This is a genomic window from Rhodovulum sulfidophilum DSM 1374 (genome assembly GCF_001633165.1).
Taxonomy (GTDB): Bacteria; Pseudomonadota; Alphaproteobacteria; order Rhodobacterales; family Rhodobacteraceae; genus Rhodovulum; species Rhodovulum sulfidophilum.
Genome location: NZ_CP015418.1, coordinates 3,676,288 through 3,696,904, shown reverse-complemented (window position 1 = coordinate 3,696,904; position 20,617 = coordinate 3,676,288). Strand labels below are relative to the sequence as shown.

General features: G+C 67.8%; 18 protein-coding genes. 13 read left to right on the top strand and 5 right to left on the bottom strand.

Features of this window, described 5'->3' with window-relative positions; genetic code table 11:
- Positions 1-39: 39 nt before the first annotated feature.
- Positions 40-705 (bottom strand): pyrimidine 5'-nucleotidase, encoded by a 666-nt coding sequence (locus A6W98_RS17255; RefSeq protein ID WP_042463685.1) that lies wholly within the window; start codon positions 703-705, stop codon positions 40-42.
- A gap of 103 nt (positions 706-808) precedes the next feature.
- On the opposite strand from A6W98_RS17255, the gene A6W98_RS17250 reads away from it, so the two are divergent.
- Positions 809-1,462, top strand: a complete 654-nt coding sequence (locus tag A6W98_RS17250) for a GntR family transcriptional regulator (protein ID WP_042463682.1) — start codon at positions 809-811, stop codon at positions 1,460-1,462.
- Here A6W98_RS17250 and A6W98_RS17245 read toward each other — a convergent pair.
- The 3 genes from A6W98_RS17245 to A6W98_RS17235 all read right to left on the bottom strand — a co-directional run bounded on the left by A6W98_RS17245 (position 1,429) and on the right by A6W98_RS17235 (position 5,317).
- Positions 1,429-3,450: a glycosyltransferase family 2 protein gene (locus A6W98_RS17245; RefSeq protein WP_063490953.1), complete on the bottom strand. Its 2,022-nt coding sequence runs from the start codon at positions 3,448-3,450 to the stop codon at positions 1,429-1,431. The two genes, A6W98_RS17250 and A6W98_RS17245, sit on opposite strands and share 34 nt — an antisense overlap.
- A 187-nt stretch (positions 3,451-3,637) precedes the next feature.
- On the bottom strand, positions 3,638-4,924 hold the full coding sequence (locus A6W98_RS17240; RefSeq protein WP_042463679.1) for a homoserine dehydrogenase: 1,287 nt from the start codon (positions 4,922-4,924) through the stop codon (positions 3,638-3,640).
- A 141-nt stretch (positions 4,925-5,065) separates the two neighbouring features.
- Entirely contained in the window at positions 5,066-5,317 is a 252-nt protein-coding gene (locus tag A6W98_RS17235) for a hypothetical protein (RefSeq protein ID WP_042463676.1), read from the bottom strand.
- Between the two features lie 129 nt (positions 5,318-5,446).
- Between A6W98_RS17235 and A6W98_RS17230 the strand changes: the two genes are divergently transcribed.
- Positions 5,447-6,034: a TetR/AcrR family transcriptional regulator gene (locus A6W98_RS17230; protein ID WP_042465338.1), complete on the top strand. Its 588-nt coding sequence runs from the start codon at positions 5,447-5,449 to the stop codon at positions 6,032-6,034.
- 94 nt (positions 6,035-6,128) lie between these two features.
- Here A6W98_RS17230 and A6W98_RS17225 read toward each other — a convergent pair whose 3' ends face one another.
- On the bottom strand, positions 6,129-6,491 hold the full coding sequence (locus A6W98_RS17225; RefSeq protein WP_042463673.1) for a hypothetical protein: 363 nt from the start codon (positions 6,489-6,491) through the stop codon (positions 6,129-6,131).
- Between the two features lie 322 nt (positions 6,492-6,813).
- Here A6W98_RS17225 and A6W98_RS17220 point away from each other — a divergent pair, with 322 nt between their 5' ends.
- From A6W98_RS17220 to A6W98_RS17170, 11 genes are all read left to right on the top strand, one after another.
- On the top strand, positions 6,814-7,293 hold the full coding sequence (locus tag A6W98_RS17220) for a hypothetical protein (protein ID WP_231098303.1): 480 nt from the start codon (positions 6,814-6,816) through the stop codon (positions 7,291-7,293).
- Positions 7,294-7,491: 198 nt separating this feature from the next.
- Positions 7,492-9,447, top strand: a complete 1,956-nt coding sequence (gene dnaG, locus A6W98_RS17215; RefSeq protein ID WP_042465337.1) for a DNA primase — start codon at positions 7,492-7,494, stop codon at positions 9,445-9,447.
- Between the two features lie 130 nt (positions 9,448-9,577).
- On the top strand, positions 9,578-11,572 hold the full coding sequence (gene rpoD / locus A6W98_RS17210) for an RNA polymerase sigma factor RpoD (RefSeq protein ID WP_042463668.1): 1,995 nt from the start codon (positions 9,578-9,580) through the stop codon (positions 11,570-11,572).
- Positions 11,573-11,597: 25 nt separating this feature from the next.
- Positions 11,598-12,098, top strand: a complete 501-nt coding sequence (locus tag A6W98_RS17205) for a mismatch-specific DNA-glycosylase (protein WP_042463665.1) — start codon at positions 11,598-11,600, stop codon at positions 12,096-12,098.
- Positions 12,099-12,253: 155 nt separating this feature from the next.
- The gene (locus tag A6W98_RS17200; protein WP_052678103.1) at positions 12,254-12,694 is read left to right on the top strand and encodes a hypothetical protein; all 441 of its coding nucleotides are present in this window, start codon (positions 12,254-12,256) and stop codon (positions 12,692-12,694) included.
- 165 nt (positions 12,695-12,859) lie between these two features.
- Positions 12,860-13,399, top strand: a complete 540-nt coding sequence (gene ubiT, locus A6W98_RS17195; RefSeq protein WP_231098302.1) for a ubiquinone anaerobic biosynthesis accessory factor UbiT — start codon at positions 12,860-12,862, stop codon at positions 13,397-13,399.
- A complete protein-coding gene (gene ubiU / locus A6W98_RS17190; protein ID WP_042463662.1) occupies positions 13,396-14,394 on the top strand; it encodes a ubiquinone anaerobic biosynthesis protein UbiU in 999 nt (332 codons plus the stop codon). The genes ubiT and ubiU overlap by 4 nt, the downstream gene beginning before the upstream one ends.
- A gap of 5 nt (positions 14,395-14,399) precedes the next feature.
- Positions 14,400-15,323, top strand: coding sequence for a ubiquinone anaerobic biosynthesis protein UbiV (gene ubiV / locus A6W98_RS17185; RefSeq protein ID WP_231098301.1), 924 nt, complete (start codon positions 14,400-14,402; stop codon positions 15,321-15,323).
- Positions 15,324-15,690: 367 nt separating this feature from the next.
- Complete coding sequence (locus A6W98_RS17180) at positions 15,691-17,028, top strand: alanine/glycine:cation symporter family protein (RefSeq protein WP_042463655.1); 1,338 nt, start codon at positions 15,691-15,693, stop codon at positions 17,026-17,028.
- A gap of 101 nt (positions 17,029-17,129) precedes the next feature.
- On the top strand, positions 17,130-19,304 hold the full coding sequence (locus tag A6W98_RS17175; protein ID WP_052678102.1) for a peptidase domain-containing ABC transporter: 2,175 nt from the start codon (positions 17,130-17,132) through the stop codon (positions 19,302-19,304).
- 10 nt (positions 19,305-19,314) lie between these two features.
- Entirely contained in the window at positions 19,315-20,613 is a 1,299-nt protein-coding gene (locus A6W98_RS17170; RefSeq protein ID WP_042463652.1) for an HlyD family type I secretion periplasmic adaptor subunit, read from the top strand.
- The last annotated feature ends 4 nt before the right edge of the window (positions 20,614-20,617 follow it).

Sequence of the window (20,617 nt, the reverse complement as noted above, 5' to 3'; positions counted from 1 at the left end):
GTCGCACCCCACGCGGCATCCCGTCGCATACAAAGATGTCTAGGGCAAGGCCGACGAAAGGCCTTGTAGCCGTCCGAGAAAGACCGTGAGGTCGGTCGTGTGGTGGTGGATATGCGGCGCGGCCTCGGGCGCGGGGGCGACATGGACGGTGCGCATGCCCATTTCATGCGGCGCGGCGAGGTTGCGCGCGTCATCCTCGAAGATCGCGGCCTCGCCGGGGATGATGCCGCCAAGGGCTGCGATGGTCTCGAAGGACTCGCGCCGGGGTTTGGGGACATAGCCCGCATCCTCGACCCCGAAGACCGCGTCGAAGATGCCGTCGAGCCCGCGCGCGGCCAGGACCCGTTCGGCATAGGGGGCCGAGCCGTTGGTATGGACGATCTTGCGTCCGGGCAGGGCCGCGATCCGGGCGCGCAGCTCGGGATCGGGCGAGAGCCGGTCGAGCGCGATGTCATGGACATGGGTCATGTAGGGGCCGGGCTCGACCCCGTGCAGCTCCATCAGCCCGGTCAGGGTGGTGCCGAACCGGGCCCAGTAGCTTTTCCGCAACCGGTTGGCCTCGTCCTCGCCCACGCCGAGCGTCGACATCACATAGCCGGTCATGCGCTGCTCGATCAGCTCGAAAAGCCGGGCCTCGGGCGGGTAAAGCGTGTTGTCGAGGTCGAAAACCCAGCCGCCGAGGTTCGATAAATCTTTAACCATCATGCGCCTTTGGATAGGCCGCTGCGGCAATCGGCACAACCGCCGGGGCTTGATTTGCTCCGCTTCGGAGTCCTATGGTCTACCATCGTATGCAGGAGCCAGCGACATGAAGGATATCAGACCCGCACAGAAGGATGCCTACGAGTTGATTCTCGAGGCCATTGATGTGGGGGTCTATCGTCCCGGGGACCGGCTTGTCGAGAGCGAGCTTGCCGAACGTTTCGGCGTGTCACGCACCCCGATCCGCGAGGCGCTGCAGCGCCTCGAGACGCAATCGCTGCTGTCGCGCGATGGCCGCAGCCTGATCGTGTCCTCGCTGACCCATGACCAGATGGCCGAACTTTACGTGGTGCGCGCCGAACTCGAGGGGCTCGCGGCGCGGCTTGCCTCGCGGCACGCCACCGCCGAGGAGATCCGGGTGCTGCGCAGCATGGTCGAGGACGATTTCAAGCTTCTGAACGATCCGGCGGCGCTGGCGCGGGCCAACCGCCGGTTCCACAAGCAGATCCACCTGGCCTCGCATAACCGCTATCTGGTGCAGCAGCTCGATCTTGTGCACCGCACCATGGCGCTGATGGCCACCACCTCGCTGGCGGTCGACGGGCGCGGCCGCGATGCGTTGTCGGAACATGACGCGCTTGTCTGCGCGATCGAGGCCGGTGACGGCGATGCCGCCTATGACGCGCTGAAGCGCCATATCTCGATTGCCTTCGAGACCCGGTTGCGTCACGACGCCGACGCGATGCTGGCCGAGGGCTGAGCATCCGGCCCGGCATTGCGGGCCTCGGCGGCGCCTTTGCCTGCCGGGCTTCCCGATGGCGGTTTTCCGGCGGTCCGGTTTTCGGTTGTCCGGGGCGGCGCGTCCCGCTCGCCCAGCCCGTGCCGGGTCTTGTCCCAGTAGAACGGCCGCGTAGCCATTTCCCAGAGCGCCTTGTAGGAGCCGAGCGAGGCCAGCGGGAAGTAGACATGCAGGCTTGGCAGCAGCGCAATCAGGCCCGGCTTTCCGGCGCGCCAGAGCCCGACCGCGCCCACGGCCAGATTGATCGCCTCGCAGGCCAGAAACAGCTTGAACACCAGCCACAGACCGGCGGGGCCGAGGCTCGCGGCCAGCGGATGCGGCAGGCCCAGCGGCAGCAGCCAGAACGACCACAGGAGCGGGGCGAAGACGAACTGGGTGAGGCTGCCGAGAAACAGCACCTGCATGCCAAGGGTGGCCCAGGGTCCGAGCTGGCGCAGGAGCAGGCCCGGGCGGCGGCTGTGGGTGGTCCAGGTCATGGCATAGCCCTTGAGCCAGCGCGACCGCTGCCGCACCCAGGGCCAGGCGCTGCAATTGGCCTCTTCCTCGGTGACGCTGTCGAGGAATTCGGTGCGGTAGCCGTGGCGCGCGAGGCGGATGCCGAGATCGGCATCCTCGGTCACGTTATGCGCGTCCCAGCCCCCGAGCGCCTCGAGCGCGGGGCGCCGGAAGAACAGCGTCGTACCGCCCAGTGGCACCGGCAGCCCGATCCGCGCGAGCCCGGGCAGGACCACGCGGAACCAGGCCGCATATTCGGCGGCAAAGCAGCGGGCAAGCCAGTTGGCGCGGGCATTGTAGAAGTCGAGCACGCCCTGCAGGCAGGCGACCTCGGGGGCGCAGCTGTGGAAATGCGCGACCATGCGGCGGAGCTGGTCGGGGGCGGGGGCATCCTCGGCATCGTAGATCCCGATGATCGATCCGCGGCAGAATTCCAGCGCATAGTTCAGGGCCCGGGGCTTGGTCTTGATCTGGCCCGCGGGCACGGTGAGGGCGCGCATCCAGGGCGGCAGCCGGACCGCCTCGAGCATGGCGCGGGTATCCAGATCGTCTGCCTCGGTCACGAGGCAGATATCGAGCAGCGCGCGCGGATAGTCGAGCCGGGCGAGCCGGGCGATCAGCCGCGGTGCCAGTTCGGTCTCGCGGTGCAGCGGCACCAGGATCGAGACCGCGGGCAGGCGGGCGATGGTGGGCGGCGGGTCGGGCGGTTTGCGCCGGGCGCGGTGCAGCGCCCGGATCTGTGCCACGGCGGCCGCGAGCTTGAGGCCCGATCCCAGCGCCATCCAGAGCATGGTCCAGAGCGTCAGCAGCATGAGGACCGCCAGCGGCGCCGCCAGGGTGGCCAGGCCTAGGGCCGAGAGCCCCAGCACCACCGCGGCGCGCGGGCCGGCATGATACCAGAACCGGCAGCTGTCCCAGTCATTGACCCGGGTTTCGGCGGCGCGCGCCAATGCCGGGGCGCGGCAGGCGGCCAGCGCCTCCTGCAATTCGGTCTCGCGGCAGATCACCATTACCGCGGGCTGCAGCCCGGCCGGGAGGTCGGCCCGCAGCTCCTCGAATCGTTCGGGCCGCGACGAAGCGATCAGCGTGGCGCCCCCGACCCGGCGCCAGGGCAGCAGGCCGTCGCGCAGGCAGCGGGCCGGACCGAGCAGGTCGATCAGCCGGGGATCGGGAGAATACGAGTCGAAATCGGCGCGGCCGGTATCGTGCAGCCGGCAAAGCGTGGCGTCGATCTCATCGGGGGGAACCAGCCCTTCGGCGATCAGCAGATCGGCCAGGCGGATTTCCATTCTCGCCCGTTCGGCCAGCGCTCGGCTCAGGGTCTCGGGCGAGAGCGCCCCCGAGGCCAGCAGCAATTCTCCCAGCCGCAGATCGCTCGGGCGGCGGGGCGCGGCAGATTCGGAGACACTGGCGCGACGGCTGCGTGCCGATGCGAGGGAAATGACCTGCGGCATGGGGGTCCCGTTCGACGAGAAGCCCAGCCTTAATGCCCTGTTAAGGTTAACCTAAGGTAAATCAGCGCTGTCGCGGCATCATTTCTGCGCGTCTGGAAACAATTCGTGACCCTCCCCGGCTCGACCAAGACAGGTCCGGCATGGGGCGGGTCGATTGGCCTTCTGTTGGAGGCTTCAGCGCCGGTGCTCAGACGTCCTCGATCCGGATCGAGACCGGCTCGCCCACCACCACGCCGGTCGCCGCGAAGCCTTTCAGCGCCTGATCCAGCGCATCGCTGGTGGTCTTGTGGGTCACGAACAGCACCGGCGCGGTGGTCTCGCTGTGCCGGGTCTGGCGCATGCGGTCGATCGAGACCCCGGCCTCGCCCAGCACCGCCGCCACCTTGGCCATGGCGCCGGGCTTGTCCTGCAGCTCGATCCTCAGATAGTAGGGCGCCGCGACCGTGGCCCGGGCCGGGCGCGCGGTTTCGAGCCCCGCTGCGGGCTGGCCGAAGGTCGGCACCCGGAAGCCGCGTGCGATGTCGAGGATGTCGGACATCACCGCGCTGGCGGTCGGGCCCTCGCCCGCGCCCGCGCCGCGCAGCACGATCTGGCCCACCGCGTCGCCTTCGAGCACCACCATGTTGGTCGCGCCTTCAAGCTGGCCCAGCGGCGAGTTGGCGGGCACCAGGCAGGGCGACATTCGCTGCTCGAGCCCGCGCCCGGTGGTCTGCGCCACCCCCAGAAGCTTGATCCGGAAGCCCATATCGGCGGCATAGCGGATGTCGACGATCGAGATCCGCTCGATCCCCTCCAGCTCGACAGCGTCGAAATCGACCCGGGCGCCGAAGCCGATGGCGGTCAGCAGCGCCAGCTTGTGCCCGGCGTCGATGCCGCCGACATCGAGCGTCGGATCGGCCTCGAGATAGCCCAGGGCCTGGGCCTCCTCGAACACCGTTTCATAGGGCAGGCCCTCGCGCTCCATCCGGGTCAGGATGTAGTTGCAGGTGCCGTTCATCACGCCCATGATCCGGTCGATCCGGTTGCCCGCAAGCCCCTCGGTCAGGGCCTTCACGACCGGGATGCCGCCCGCGACCGCGGCCTCGAAGCGGATCACCCGGCCTGCCGCCTCGGCGGTTTCGGCCAGCGCCTGGCCATGGATCGCCAGCATCGCCTTGTTTGCCGTCACCACGTCCTTGCCCGTGGCCAGCGCGGCCTCGGTCGCGGCCTTGGCGGGGCCGTCCGAGCCGCCCATCAGTTCGACCAGGACATCGACATCGTCGCGCCGGGCCAGCGCCACCGGATCGTCTTCCCAGGCATAGTCCGACAGGTCGACGCCGCGATCCTTGCCGCGGCTGCGCGCGGAGACGGCCGAGATCACCAGGGGCCGCCCGCCGCGCCGGGCCAGAAGACCGGCATGCGACTGGACGATCTTGACGACGCCGGCGCCGACGGTGCCGAGCCCGGCAATGCCGAGGCGCAAGGGGGTGGTCATGTGGCAGCTCCCGGGTCACTGGATCTTGGTTCGCGGGTTGTTAGCGCGAAGGCGCGGGGCTTGCAACGCGGCTGCCTCGCCGCGCCACGGGGTTTCACGCCGCGACGGCGGCCGTGGGCAGCGATTTGAACGGGGTAGGGGTCAGATATCGCGGGCGCGCAACCGCGCCGCGCGGGCGCGGAGCCGGGCGGCCCGGCTTTCCAGGCTGTCGGGCGACGCGGAGCTGTCGCGCAGGCTGTGGGCGCGGGCCAGAAGCGGGTCGATCGGCGCGATTTCGGGCGCAAGCGTCGGCCCCGCCGCCGCCCGCTCGGCGGCGTCGATTTCGGGAAATTCGGCGCAGGCGGCCAGCATCGGAAGAACCGCTGCGGCAAGGCAAAGGGGCAGGCGTGCCATCGGTTCCTCCGTTGACCCCGCGCAGCATAAACGCCGCGGCCGGGCAACGGCAAGACGGCGCGGCAGGACAAAAGGGGCGGTATCTGGCGCGGGGATTGAACTGAACGCATGTTCAGATATTCTGGCGCGATGGCACGTACCTCCGGTTCGCATTCCGAGATTACCGGCCCGCGGCTTCGGGCGGCGGCGCAGGCGCTGTTCGCGCGGCACGGCTATGCCGCGGTCTCGATGCGCCGGATCGCGGCCGAGGTGGGGGTGCAGGCAGGCGCGCTTTACAACTACATTCCCGACAAGCAGGGGCTCCTGTTCGAGCTGATGAAAAGCCATCTCGACGAGTTGCTTGCCACCTGGGAGGCTCTGCCCAAGGGGCGTGGCCCCCGCGACGCGCTGGAGGCCTTCACCCGCTTTCACATCCGCTTCCATCTCGACCGGCCCGATGCGGTCTTCATCGCCTATATGGAGCTGCGCAATCTCGAGCCCGGGAATTTCCGTACCATCGAGGCGCTGAGGCGGCGCTATGAGACCGTGCTGGAGGATATCCTGCGCGAGGGCGGTGCGCAGGGCGCCTTCGATGTGGCCGACAGCAAGCATGCCGCCTTTGCGGTGATCGCCATGCTGACCGGCGTCACGACCTGGTATCGCGACGAGGGGCGGCTGAGCCGCGCCGAGGTCGAGGATCTTTACTGGAACATGGTGAAAAAGGCGGTCTCGGCCTGAGGGCATGACCGACGCACAGGCCCGGAACGCACGAAACCCGCCGGGGGTCTCCTCCCGGCGGGTTCCGCGCCAAAAACGGCCTGTGACGGTCCGCTTACTTCTGTGGTTCGCCGGTCACGATGCCGCGGATGAACTTGCTGACCGGGCTGTCGCCGGTGGATTTGCTGTTGCCGCCCTTGGCCGAGGGAAGCTCGGTGTCGAACATGGTCGACTTGCTGCTGAGCAGCGGCCATTTCATCATGTCGGAGATCGGGGTCGAGCCGGTGGTCAGTTCGACCTGCGACTTGCGGCCCGACAGCAGCGGCCACCGGAGCTGGCTGGAAAGCGGCGTCGGGTCGTCGGTCTTCAGCTCTGTTTTCGAGTTGGACGAACTCAGGAGCGGCCAGTTCATCCGATTCGAGAACGGAGTCGGGTCGTCCAGGAGTTGCGCGGGCTTTTCCGAAGATTTGTCAGTCATGATCCACCTGTGTTGATCCTGTCCACCAAAATGAATTGGCTTCTCTACAAAGATGGCGACTTCGTCGCTTCGGACAAGGTGCTTTTTCGCCGCGTCTGGCCCGGCAAGCCTTGACGGCGCGTCCGCTGCCCAACATGTCGGCATCCTGCGCGGCCTTCCGCCGGACCCCGAGGCAGTTCCGGGCGGCGGTTCGGAAGCGCAGGCGGCCCGCGCATCGGCACAGCGACTGCGACAGCGACCGGGACAGCGATGCGACGGGACAGCGATGCGACGGGACAGCGATGCGACGGGACAGGGACGGGGACAGGAAATGGACGCAGGCATGCCGGACGAACTCGCCACGCTCAAGGTTTCGCAGATCCGCCGGGTCATCGGGCTGGCCGTGCTGGTTATGCTGGCGGGCCTTCTGATCCAGATCGGGGTGATGCGCCCGCCCGAGGGGATCGGCTACCGGGTCTTGCTGCTGGCGCTGGGGGCGGGCGCGCTGACGCTGGCCGAGCTGATGCGGCGCGCGACCGCGCGGCGCCTGATCCTGACCCCGGCCGGGCTGTTCGACGATGCCGGGCGTGAAATCGCCCGGATCGACCGCATTTCCGGGCTCGATCGCGGCATGCTGGCCTTCAAGCCCTCGAACGGGTTCTCGCTGAGCCTGACCGAGCCGCTGCCCCGGGCCTGGGCGCCCGGCGTCTGGTGGCGGCTCGGGCGCCGGGTCGGCGTCGGCGGCGTGACCTCGGCGGGCGAGGCCAAGGCGATGGCCGAAATCCTGACCGCGCTGCTGCAGACCCGTGGCGAGCGGTCCTGAGCCGGCCATGAGGGAGAACGGGCACGGGATCGGGCGCCGCCTGCCGTTGCGGCACTGCAGGCTGACGGCGGCGCGCAGGCGGAACGCCGCCAGCGCGCGGTCGCGTTCGGGGCTGCGGGGCGGGGCAGGGGGGCAGGGCCGAAAGATGCCGGACCGGACGATATGGACAGCCGCCCCGCGCGACCGATATTGTTCGGCATGAGCTTGCCTCCCGGTTTCCTCGACGAGTTGCGGACACGGACCTCCATCGCCCAGGTGGTGGGGCGCAAGGTCATGTGGGATCCGCGCAAGTCGAATCAGGGCAAGGGCGATCTCTGGGCGCCCTGTCCGTTTCACCAGGAAAAGACCGCCAGCTTCCATGTCGACGACCGGCAGGGCTTTTACTACTGCTTCGGCTGCCACGCGAAGGGCGATGCCATCAAGTTCGTGCAGGACACCGAGAATGTCGGCTTCATGGAGGCGGTGGAGATCCTGGCCCGCGAGGCCGGGATGCCGATGCCGGTGCGCGATCCCGCCGACAAGGTTCGGGTCGATCGCCAGACCCGTCTGCTCGAGGTCATGGAGGTGGCGCAGCGCCATTACCGGATGCAGCTGCAGACCGGCGCGGCGGCCGAGGCGCGGGCCTATCTGGCGCGGCGCGGGCTGTCGCCCGAGGCTCAGGCGCGCTGGGACATCGGCTTTGCGCCGCCCGGCTGGCAGGGGCTCTGGGATCATCTGACCGGATGCGGGCTCGATCCCGACCTGATTCTGGCGGCGGGGCTGGCGCGCGCTTCCGACAAGGGGCGCAAGCCCTATGACGTCTTCCGCAACCGGATCCTGTTCCCGATCCGCGACGGGCGCGGCCGGGTCATCGCCTTCGGCGGCCGGGCGATGGACCCGAACGACAATGCGAAATACCTGAACTCGCCCCAGACCGAGATTTTCGACAAGGGGCACACGCTGTTCAATCTGGCCCGGGCGCGCGAGACGGCGGGCAAGGGCCAGCCGCTGATCGTGGCCGAGGGCTACATGGACGTGATCGCGCTGTCCGAGGCAGGATTCGGCGCGGCGGTGGCGCCCCTGGGGACTGCCGTCACCGAGCATCAGCTGCGGCTGTTGTGGCGGATCCATCCCGAGCCGGTGATCGCGCTGGATGGCGACCGGGCCGGGATCGGCGCGGCGCGGCGGGTGATGGATCTGGCGCTGCCGCTGCTCGAGGCCGGGCAGGCGCTGCGTTTCGCGATCATGCCACCCGGTCAGGACCCCGACGAGGTGATCCGCGCGGGCGGCGCGGGCGCGATGCGCAAGATCCTCGACGAGGCCCGGCCGATGGTCGCGATCCTGTGGGAGCGCGCGATCGAGGACCGGGTCTTCGACAGTCCCGAACGCCGCGCCGCGCTGGAGCGCGATCTGGCCGCCGCGGTCGAGAAGATCCGCGACCCGACATTGCGGCATCACTATGACGAAGACCTCAAGCGCCTGCGCTGGGAGTTGTTCCGTCCGGCCCGCGGCGGCGGTGGCGGGTCCGGCCGGAAGGGCGGCTGGACGCGCGAGCCGCGGCGACGTCCGGTCTCCAGCACGAAAAGCTCGGAACTGGTGCAGGCGATGCCGCGTTTCGAGGAAGAGCTGCGCGAGGCGGTCATCCTGGCCACGCTCATCGTCCATCCGGCGCTGATCGCGCGGTTCGCGGGCGAGCTTGAGGCGCTGGTCTGCGCCACGCCCGACCATGCCGCGTTGCAGCAGGCGCTGCTCGTGCTGCCGCCGCCCGAGGAGGGAACGTCCTTTCGGGACGCGCTTGAGGACCGTGTCGGTCCCGCGCCCCTTGAAAAGCTGTTCTCGCTCAGCCATGTGCGCATAGCGCCGCCGGTTCATGATCCGGCGGATCACGAAAAGGCCGCCCTGTGCATCGCGCATGAAGTCGACCGCCTGATGCGCCTGCGCGGCGCGGAACGCGATATCGAGGAAGGCATGCGCGATCTCGAGGGGCTTGCCGACGAGGGGGTGACCTGGCGCCTGAGCCAGGCCGCAAGGGCGCGATATGGCGCCGGCCCGTCCCAGGAAGAGGACGGTGCCGATTTCGAACTTGCCCCGAACGGGGCGCATGTGGACCGGGACGAACGCGATGCCTTTGCCGACCTCTTGGGCCGAATCAATTATGGCAAGGGCAGAACGTAACGCCGCAATGCGCCAGAAAGTTGAGATTTGATCAACGAATCAGGGGTACATAGGTGTTCTTTCCGCTGATTCGAGCTATTGAGTCGGTTTGACCCGGTGGACGAATCAGCCATCCTGCAAGGAGACCTTCATGGCCGCCAAGGACACGGACGACAGCAAGACTGACGAGCAGGACGCGGACCTCGCGCTCGATATGAGCCAGGCAGCGGTCAAGAAGATGATCGCCGAGGCCAAGGAGCGCGGCTACATCACCTATGACCAGCTCAATCAGGTGCTGCCGCCCGAGCAGGTGTCCTCCGAACAGATCGAGGACGTGATGTCGATGCTCTCCGAGATGGGCATCAACATCATCGAGGCCGAGGAGAGCGCCGAGGAAGGCGAAGAGAAATCGACCGAGGTGGTCACCACGACCTCGACATCGCGCGAGGTGGCGGTTTCCAGCACCACGTCCGAGACGCTCGACCGGACCGACGACCCGGTGCGGATGTATCTGCGCGAGATGGGCTCGGTCGAGCTTTTGTCGCGCGAGGGCGAGATCGCCATCGCCAAGCGGATCGAGGCCGGGCGCAACACGATGATCGCCGGGCTCTGCGAAAGCCCGCTGACCTTCCAGGCGATCACCATCTGGCGCGACGAGCTTCTGAACGAAGACATCCTGTTGCGCGACGTGATCGACCTCGATGCCACCTTCGGGCGCGCGCTCGAGGAGGATGAGGGCGACGAGCCGGTCGTCGACGGGATCGAGGTCGAGACCTCGAACACCACCGCCCGCAAGGAGGATGACAGCCCCGAACTCGACGCCGACGGCAATCCGATCCGCCGCGACGACGAGGATGACGAGGAAGAACAGGCCAATATGAGCCTCGCCGCCATGGAGGCGGCGCTGAAACCGCGCGTGCTGGAAACCCTCGACCAGATCGCCGGGGACTATTCCAAGCTGTCCGAGATCCAGGACAAGCGGATTCAGGCCACGCTGAGCAAGACCAGCCGCTTTTCCGACCGCGACGAGGCCGAATACCAGAAGCTGCGGACCGAGATCGTGCTGCTGGTCAACGAGCTGCATCTGCACAACAACCGGATCGAGGCGCTGATCGACCAGCTTTACGGGATCAACCGCAAGATCATGTCGATCGACAGTGCCCTGGTGAAGCTGGCCGACCAGGCCCGCATCAACCGGCGCGAGTTCATCGAGGAATATCGCGGCCACGAACTCGACCCGAACTGGATGGAGCAGATGGCCCGCAAGGGCGGGCGCGGCTGGTCGGCCTTCACCGAGCGCTCGGGCGCCAAGGTGGCCGAGCTGCGTGCGGACATGGCCCAGGTCGGTCAGTATGTCGGCGTCGACATCCAGGAATTCCGCCGCATCGTGAACCAGGTGCAGAAGGGCGAGAAGGAAGCCCGCCAGGCCAAGAAGGAAATGGTCGAGGCCAACCTGCGTCTGGTGATCTCGATCGCCAAGAAATACACCAACCGCGGGCTGCAGTTCCTCGACCTGATCCAGGAAGGCAATATCGGCCTGATGAAGGCGGTCGACAAGTTCGAGTACCGCCGCGGCTACAAGTTCTCGACCTATGCCACCTGGTGGATCCGGCAGGCGATCACCCGCTCGATCGCGGACCAGGCCCGGACCATCCGCATTCCGGTCCACATGATCGAGACGATCAACAAGCTGGTCCGGACCGGGCGCCAGATGCTGCACGAGATCGGCCGCGAGCCGACGCCGGAAGAGCTGGCCGAGAAGCTGCAGATGCCGCTGGAAAAGGTCCGCAAGGTGATGAAGATCGCCAAGGAGCCGATCTCTCTCGAGACGCCCATCGGCGACGAGGAAGACAGCCAGCTTGGCGATTTCATCGAGGACAAGAACGCGGTCCTGCCGCTCGATTCGGCGATCCAGGAGAACCTGAAGGAGACCACGACCCGGGTGCTGGCCTCGCTGACCCCGCGCGAGGAGCGGGTTCTCAGGATGCGCTTCGGCATCGGCATGAATACCGACCACACGCTGGAAGAGGTCGGCCAGCAGTTCAGCGTGACCCGCGAACGGATCCGCCAGATCGAGGCCAAGGCCCTGAGAAAGCTCAAGCATCCCAGCCGCTCGCGCAAATTGCGCAGCTTCCTCGACCAGTAACGAAAGCCCCCGGGCGGGCGCGGCTATGGGATCGGAAGACATCCTTCCCGACTATGTCGCGCCCGATCTGCGCAGCGTCTTTTGCGGCATGGCCGCAGGGCCCCGCTCGGCCGAGCTGGGCCTTTACTATGCCGGGCATGGCAACCGGTTCTGGCCGGTCCTCCACCGGGCCGGGCTGGTGCCGGAACCGCTGGCCGTCGGCGACGAGGCACGGCTGCTGGCGCAGGGGATCGGCCTGACCGATCTGGCCAAGGGCGCCTGGGGCGTGGATGCGGCGGTTCCGGCTGCGGCGCATGACCCCGACCGGCTGGCCCGCTTCGTCGAGACCTGGCGGCCGCGCAGCCTTGCCTTCAACGGCAAGCGCGCGGCGCAGATATTCCTGGGGCGCAAGCGGGTCGACTATGGCGCGCAGGCGTTCCGGGGGCTGCCGGTCTGGGTGTTGCCGTCGACCTCGGGGGCTGCGGCGCGCTATTGGGACGAAACCGTCTGGCGGGCCTTCGGGGCGGCGCTGCGCCGGGGCGGCTGAGCGCCCGCCCGCTTGCCTCCCGCCTGCCGTCCGGCAGTGCGGCGCCGACAGGCGCGCCGTGTCCGTCAGGGCCCTTGCCGCGCGGTGGACGGCGTTCTATCCAGAGCGGAACCGGGCGCCTTCCTGTCCCGCGGCCCGGACGGAGACCGAGACCCATGCGCCTTTCGATTTGCCTTGCCGCCCTTGCTGCAACCGCCGCCCTCGCTGCCTGCGTTCCGGTCGATACCAGGCCGCATCCGATCCTGACCGACCGCGGCAACCGGGTCCAGCCGACCGGCAATCCGGGCGAATTCGAGGTGCTGACGCGGCCGGGCGATGCCGGTGCGCAACTGTGGTGCGCGGCGGGCGAATATGCCGAAAGCCAGACCGATGCCCGCCCGTCCGACCGGATCTACCTGGTGCATCCGCGCGGCCCCAGCGCCAGCCATCCCGGCCGCAAGAGCGCGATCTTCACGGTCCGGCCCGATGCCGAGCTGCTGGCCCAGGCCCGCGCTCTGCCCGACCAGATCGTGCTTGGCGTCAGCAAGGTCGGCTCGAACTGGGCGCGGATCCACGCCCAGCAGGTATGCCGCCCGCTTTTCAACCTGCCCGACTGACCCTTTTCACGGCCTTGTGAAGTCGGGCCGTTTCCACCGGCCGATGGGGATTTTCCGTTGTTCCCGCCGCTCCTGATGACCGCTGTGACAATTCGTGCCCCGGACAGTGCGACAGGTTTGACCTAAGTCAATCCGGATTGTCCCACATCCGGGTATCGACCAGCCATGACAACCGCACCCCAAACTCCACGCCTGCCCGGCGGCTCCGGAGGGTTTCCCTTCCTGCCGCCGCTGCCGCTGTTCCTTCTGCAGCCGGTCCTCAAGCGCATCGTCACCAAGATCGCTGCCGACAATCCCGACATGTTCGACCGGCTGGGCCATCACCGGCACGCCTATTTCCTGGTCGACCCGGTCGACATGCCGTTCATGCTGTATCTGCGGCCCGATCCCGAGGCGCTCGATTTCAAGGCGCTCAACCGGCGCCGGGCCCTGCCGCCCCATTGCGCGCGGATCTCGGGCAAGTTCCTCGATCTGCTGACGCTGATGGATACCGAACAGGATGGCGACGCGCTGTTCTTCTCGCGCGATCTGATCGTGACCGGCGATACCGAGGCGGTGGTCTGCCTCAGGAACGCGCTCGATGACGTGGAAGAGCCGATTGCCGAAAGCGTGGCCGACATGTTCGGCGCGCCGGGCCGCGGGGCGCTGAACATGCTGCGCCGGGCGGCAGAGAACGCCCAGAAACGGAAAGGGTCGCACTCATGATCAAACCCGAACTGATCTGCCCGGCGGGTACCCCCGCCGCCTTGCGCTCGGCTGTCGATGCCGGGGCCGATGCGGTCTATTGCGGCTATCAGAACGCCACCAATGCGCGGAACTTCGTGGGGCTGAACTTCACCCCCGAAGAGATGGAGAAATCCATCAAATACGCCCATGACGGCGGCACCAAGGTGCTGATCACGCTGAACACCTTCCCGCCCGCGGGCAATGTGCAGCTGTGGAAGGACGCGGCCGACCTGTCGGCCAAGCTGGGGGCGGATGCCTGCATCGTCGCCGATATCGCGGTCGCGGCCTATATCCAGAAGACCCATCCGCAGATGCGCATCCACCTGTCGGTGCAGGCCGCGGCCTCGTCCCCCGAGGCGATCCGGTATTATGTGCAGGAATTCGGGGTGAAGCGGATCGTGCTGCCCAGGATCATGACCGTGTCCGAGATCAAGGGCCTGGTCCAAGAGATCCCCTGCGAGGTCGAGACCTTCATCTTCGGCAACCACGGTCTGATGGTCGAGGGCCGCTGCTCGCTGACCAATTACGTCACCGGCCAGTCGACCAACATGGACGGGGCCTGCTCGCCCGCCTCCTGCGTGAAATACGAACGCGCCGAGGATGGCAGCATGTCGACGATCCTCGGCGATTACATGATCGACCGGTTCAAGCCGGACGAGACCGCGGGCTATCCGACGATCTGCAAGGGCCGCTACAAATGCGACGCCCGCGATGACGGCTATTATGCCTTCGAGGAGCCGGTCAGCCTGAACGCCTCGACCATGCTGCCCGATCTGATCAATGCCGGCGTGCATGCCTTCAAGATCGAGGGCCGTCAGCGGTCCCGTGCCTATGTCAAGAAAGTGGTCGCCGCCTTCCGCGAGGCCGTCGACTCGATCATGGCGGGGCAGGAACCCAAGCTGGCCGACCTGGTGGCGCTGACCGAGGGTCAGAAACACACCGAGGGTGCGCTCAAGACCAAGAAATGGAGGTAAGCCCGATGGCTGCCGAACTGACGCTGGGTCCGAACCTGTTCCACTGGCCCGCCGAGATGAAACTCGATTTCTACAACCGGATCGCCGATGAAAGCCCGGTCTCGACCGTCTATCTGGGCGAGGTGATCTGTTCCAAGCGGACGCCCTTCTTCGACGACCACCACATGGACAAGGTCGCCGAGCGGCTGGAACGCGCGGGCAAGAAGGTGGTGTTCTCCTCCTTCTCGGAAGTGGTCATCAAGCGCGAACGCAACCTGCTGCGGCAATGGGCCGAGCAGGAGGGCCGCGATCTCGAGGTCAACAACACCGCGGCGCTGCTTTACCTCAAGAACAAGCCGCACCGGATCGGCGCGCTGCTGAACGTCTATAACGAAGACACGATGGCCTATCTGCACGAGCAGGGCGCCAACCATTTCGCGCTTCTGCCCGAGCTGCCGCGCAAGGCGGTTGCCGAGCTGGGCAAGAAGGCGGGCGAACTGGGCGTCGGGGTCGAGGTGCAGGTTTTCGGCCGCGCGTCGCTGGCGCTGTCGGCGCGCTGCTACCATGCCCGCGCGCATGCCCGGACCAAGGACAACTGCCAGTTCGTCTGCGGCGAGGATTGCGACGGCATGATCCTGAACACCATGGACGAGAAGCCGTTCCTGGTGGTCAACGGGATCCAGACGCTGAGCTACGGCTATCTCGATCTCCTGCCCGATATCGCCGACATGAAGGCGCTGGGCGTGACCCATTTCCGGGTGATGCCGCATTCCTGCGACATGATCGCGGTCACGCGGCTGTTCGACGACGTTCTGGCCGAGCGGATCGGGGTCGAGGAAGGCGAGGCGAAGCTGCGCGAACTCGGCATCGAGGCGCCCTTCGTCAACGGCTTCTACCACGGCAAGGCCGGGCACGACTGGACGGCCCGCGCCGCGGCCGAGCTGGCCTGAGCCGATGCTCCGGGGGCAGGGCGCCGACCGCGCGCCCCACCCCCCTCGGTTTCCGCGCCCCGGTCCGGGGCGCGGTCGCGGTCATTCCCCTCCTTCAGATCTGCAATGCCCGGGCGCGACCGGTTCCGTCGGCCGCCTGCCGGGCCGTGCCCGTACGCGCGCCCGCCTGCGCGCGCGTCCTGCCGCGAACTGTCTGCCGGGGCTCGGAGGCGGTCCCCGCGATGCGGGCAGCGGCGGGGCTTGCGAGGCGTCTGACGCTGCGTCAGACGCTGCGTTCGGGATCCGGTTGTGCGACCGATGGCCTCATACACCTTGCCTGCCGAAGCGGGCAGGCCGGCAATCGAAAAACTAACAGGGAAAGAAGCATATGACAGATTTTCTCAACGCGGTAAGTTCGTTCGTCTGGGGGGCACCGGTTCTGGTGCTGCTTCTGGGCACCGGGCTTTACCTCTGCATCGGGTTGCGTTTCCTGCCGCAGCGCAAGCTGGGCTACGGCATCCGGATGATGCTGGAGGGCCGCAAGAAGGGCGAGGGCCATGAGGGCGAGATCACGCCGTTCCAGGCGCTGACCACGGCGCTGTCGGCGACCATCGGCACCGGCAACATCGCGGGCGTCGCCACGGCGATCTTCCTTGGCGGTCCCGGCGCGGTGTTCTGGATGTGGCTGACCGCCCTGGTCGGCATGGCCACCAAATATGCCGAGGCCGTGCTGGCGGTGCATTACCGCGAGGTCGACGCCAAGGGCCGTTATGTCGGCGGGCCGATGTATTACATCAAGAACGGGCTCGGCCCGCGCTTTGCCTGGCTGGCCTGGATGTTCGCCTTCTTCGCCACCATCGCCGCCTTCGGGATCGGCAACACGGTGCAGGCCAACTCGGTGGCCGATGCGGTCGAGACCACCTTCGGGGTGCCCCATCTGTGGACCGGGATCGCGCTGGCCGCGCTGACCTTTGTCGTGATCGTGGGCGGGGTCAAGCGGATCGGCGCCGTTGCCGAATGGCTGGTCCCGCTGATGGCGGTGCTTTACATCATCGGTGCGCTGACGATCCTTGCGCTCAACTTCCAGCAGGTCCCCGGCGCCATCGCGCTGATCTTCGACAGCGCCTTCAACGGGGCTGCGGCGACCGGCGGTTTCGCGGGCGCGGCGGTGATGGCGGCGATCCGCTTCGGTGTGGCGCGCGGCATCTTCTCGAACGAGGCCGGTCTGGGCTCGGCGCCGATCGCGCATGCCGCGGCGCTGACCGACGATCCGGTGCGCCAGGGCAACGTGGCGATGCTGGGCACCTTCATCGACACCATCCTGGTCTGCTCGATGACCGCGCTGGTGATCATCACCACCGGGGTCTGGAGCAGTGGCGAAACCGGGGCCGCGCTTTCGGCGCTGGCCTTCAATACCGGCCTGCCGGGTGGCGATCTGATCGTCAGCTTCGGGCTGATCGTCTTCGCCTTCACCACGATTCTGGGCTGGAGCTATTACGGTGAACGCGCGGCCGAATACCTGTTCGGGCCCAAGGTGATCCTGCCGTTCCGGCTGCTTTGGGTGGCGGGCATCCTCATCGGGGCCGTTGCCAATCTGGGCGTGATCTGGATCGTGGCCGACATCATGAACGCGCTGATGGCGATCCCCAACCTGATCGCGCTGATCGCGCTCAGCGGTACCGTCTTCGCGGTGTCCCGTGCCTATTGGCGCAAACAGGCCGAGTGATCCTCGGCCTCTCGTGGCAGGGCGCGCTCCTGCCACGAGACCCTGTCGGCGCCGCAGCGTCGACAACCGCGCGTTAAGGTGCCCTCACGTAAACAGGGCCCATGTCGGCCCAGGATTCCCAGCTTTCCGAAACGCTCGCGCTCGATACGCCGCAGCTGTCGACCCTGCGCGGCGCCTTCCTGATCGCCGCACATAACGGCATCGTCCTCAGCCCCGACGAACTGCCCGATCTCGGGGGCGGCGATCTCGCTCCCGGGCTGATGGATCTGTTCGCGGCCAAGGGGCTGCGCTGCCGGCTGATCGAGCGGGCCGGATGGCGGCTGGCCTCGCGGCTGGGGCAGGGGCTGCCGGTGCTGGCCGAGGTCGAACAGGGCCGCTGGATCGTGCTGGTCCATGCCGGGCTGGTCGAAAAGCTTCGCAACGCCGCGATCCTCGACCCGCGACACGAGGCCGAGGGCGTGCGGAACATGCCCTGGGAGGAATTCGCCCGGCGCTGGACCGGACGGCTGATCCTGATCGGGCGCCCCGATGCCGCCGCCGCCGAGAGCCGGGCCTTCGGGCTGCGCTGGTTCCTGCCCGCGCTCCGGCGCGAACGCGGACTTTTCGCGGGGGTCGCGGTGGCGGTCGTCACCGGCAACCTGATCGCCTTCTCGCTGCCATTGCTGCTGCAGGTGATGATCGACCGGGTGATCGCGCATCAGGCCTGGTACACGCTGATGTCGGTGACCGCGGTCTATGTCGTCCTGGTGCTGTTCGATGCGGGGTTCGGCTATATCCGCCAGCGCCTCAGCCAGATCGCGGGCGGCCGGATCGATGCCGATATCGGGTCGCAAAGCGTGGCCCATCTGCTGCGCCTGCCGATGACCGTGTTCGAGACCACGCCCGCGGGCGTTCTGACCCGCAACATCCAGCAGACCGACAAGATCCGCCACTTCCTGACCGGGCGGCTTTTGCAGACCCTGCTCGACGCCGCGCTTTTGCCGCTTCTGTTGACCACGCTGGCGCTTCTGTCTGGCACGCTGACGCTGATCATCACGCTTTACGCCGTCGTCATCGCGGGCTGCATCGGGCTGATGCTGCCGATCCTCCAGTCGCGGCTGAACGCGCTTTACGGGGTCGAGGCCGAGCGTCAGGCGCTTCTGGTCGAGACGCTGCACAACATGCGCGCGGTCAAGTCGCTTGCGGTCGAACCCGCACGCCAGCGGCTCTGGGAGGACAGCCTGGCCCAGTCGGTGCTCAGGCAATGGGATCTGGGCCGGGTCTCGGCGCTGACCGGCACGCTGACCGGGCTTCTCGAACGGATGATGCAGGTCACCGTGGTCGCGGTCGGGGTCGGGCTTGCGCTTCAGGGCGCGCTCACGGTCGGGACGCTGGTTGCGATCCTGCTGCTGTCGGGCCGGGTCTCGGGGCCGCTGGTGCAGATCGTGGGGCTGATCAACGAATGGCAGGAGGCCGCCTTGTCGATCAGGATGCTGCGCAAGATCATGGATCATCCGCCCGAGCGGCAGGATGACGACAAGCTGGCCCAGCCGATGCTGTCGGGCACGCTCGAATTGCGCGAGGTCGGCTTCGCCTATCCCGGCGCAGCGACCCCGGCGCTCGACCGGGTCAGCTTCGCGGTCGCTCCGGGGCAGGTGGTGGGCATCGTCGGGCGCTCGGGCTCGGGCAAGACCACGCTGACCCGGCTGATCCAGGGGATCGAGACGCCCCAGCAGGGCCTGATCCTGTTCGACGGCATCGATATCCGCAACATCGCGCTGGCCGCACTGCGCCGTCAGGTCGGCATCGTGCTTCAGGACAACCTGCTGTTCCGGGGGACTGTCCGCGACAATATCGCGGTCGCGGTGCCCGGCGCCCCGCTCGAGGCGGTGCTGCGGGCGGCGACGATGGCGGGCGCCGACGAGTTCATCCGCCGCCTGCCCAAGGGCTTCGACACCATGGTCGAGGAAGGCGGCGCCAACCTCTCGGGCGGCCAGCGCCAGCGCATTGCCATTGCCCGTGCCCTGCTGGCCGATCCGCGCATCCTGATCCTCGACGAGGCGACCTCGGCGCTCGACCCCGAATCCGAGGCGCTGGTCAACCGCAACCTCACCGCCATCGCCCATGGGCGCACCATGATCGTCGTCTCGCACCGGCTGTCCTCGCTGGTCCGGGCCGACCAGATCATGGTGCTCGACCAGGGCCGGCTGCTTGACATGGCCCCGCATGAGACGCTGCTGGCGCGCTGCGAGACCTATGCGGCGCTCTGGCGCCAGCAGACCGAGCATATCGCATGAGGGCCCGCCGATGAGCCCCGTCGCGCGGGACGCGCTGCCGTTCCAGCCGCCGCTGGTACAGGTCCGGGACGCGCCATTGCCCTGGCTTCTGCGGCTCTGGCCGTTCGGCTCTGCCGCTCTTCTGGTTGCGCTGGTGACGCTCGCGGCCTTCGTGCCGATCGATGTCGTGGTTACCGCCGAGGGCCGGATCGTGACCGACGACCCGCCGGTGGTGCTGAAGCCCCTTGGCTCGGCGGTGCTCGACCGGCTGCTGGTCCATCCGGGCGATGCGGTCGAACCGGGCCAGCTCCTGGCCAGGTTGGACGCGCGCGATCCCGCGACCGATGTCGCCGTGCTGGCCGCCGAACGCGCGGCGCTCGAGGCCGAAATCGCCCGGATCGAAGCCGAACTCGGCGACCGTCCGCTGACGGGCGAGGGCGAGGAATTCGCCCTTCAGGCCCGGATCCAGCGCGAACGCGCCGCCGCCGAGGCCGCCCAGCGCGATCAGCTGGTCTCGGCGCTTGCCCAGATCGACAGCGGGATCGAGGCCGCGCTGGAAGGCGTGCCCGCGCTGGCCGAAGCGGTCGCGACCGCGCGCGAGATCGAAACTATGCACGAGACCCTTCTGGCCCGGCAAAGCGGCACCCGGCTGGCGGTCAATCAGGCGCGGCTTCTTCGGCTCGATGCCGAGACCGACAGCCGCGAGAACATGGCCCGGCTGCTGTCGCTGCGTCAGGAACGCGAGACCGCCGCCGCCCGGCTGGCCGCCTTCGAAAGCGACCTGCGGCAGAGCCGTCTCGAGGACCTGGCCGGGTTGCGCCCGCGACTTGCGGTGATCGAGCGGCAGCTGTCGCAGGCGACCGACCGTGCCCGGCTATACGATCTGCGGGCGCCGCAGGCCGGGGTGGTGCTGTCGGTGGCCGAGGGCGGGCCGGGCTCGCTGATGACCATGGCCGATCCGGTGGTGGTGATCGCGCCCACCGGCGGCGCGATGCATGCCGAGATCGGGCTCCTGTCGCGCGATGTGGGGCTGGTGCATCCCGGCGATCCGGCGCGGATCAAGGTCGATGCCTTTCCCTGGCGCCGCCATGGCCTGATCGCGGGCCGGCTGAGCGATGTGGCGCCGAGTTCCAGCCTGCCGAGTGGCGGCGGCCCGGCACGTCATGCCGCGCGTGTGGCCTTCGATGTCGATGCGGCGCTGCCCGAGGGGCTGATGCCGGGCATGACACTGACCACCGACATCGCCACCGGTCACCGCACCCTTCTGACCTATTTCCTCGATCCGGTTCTCAACGGGTTGAGCGAAAGCCTGCGTGAACCCCGATCCTGATCCC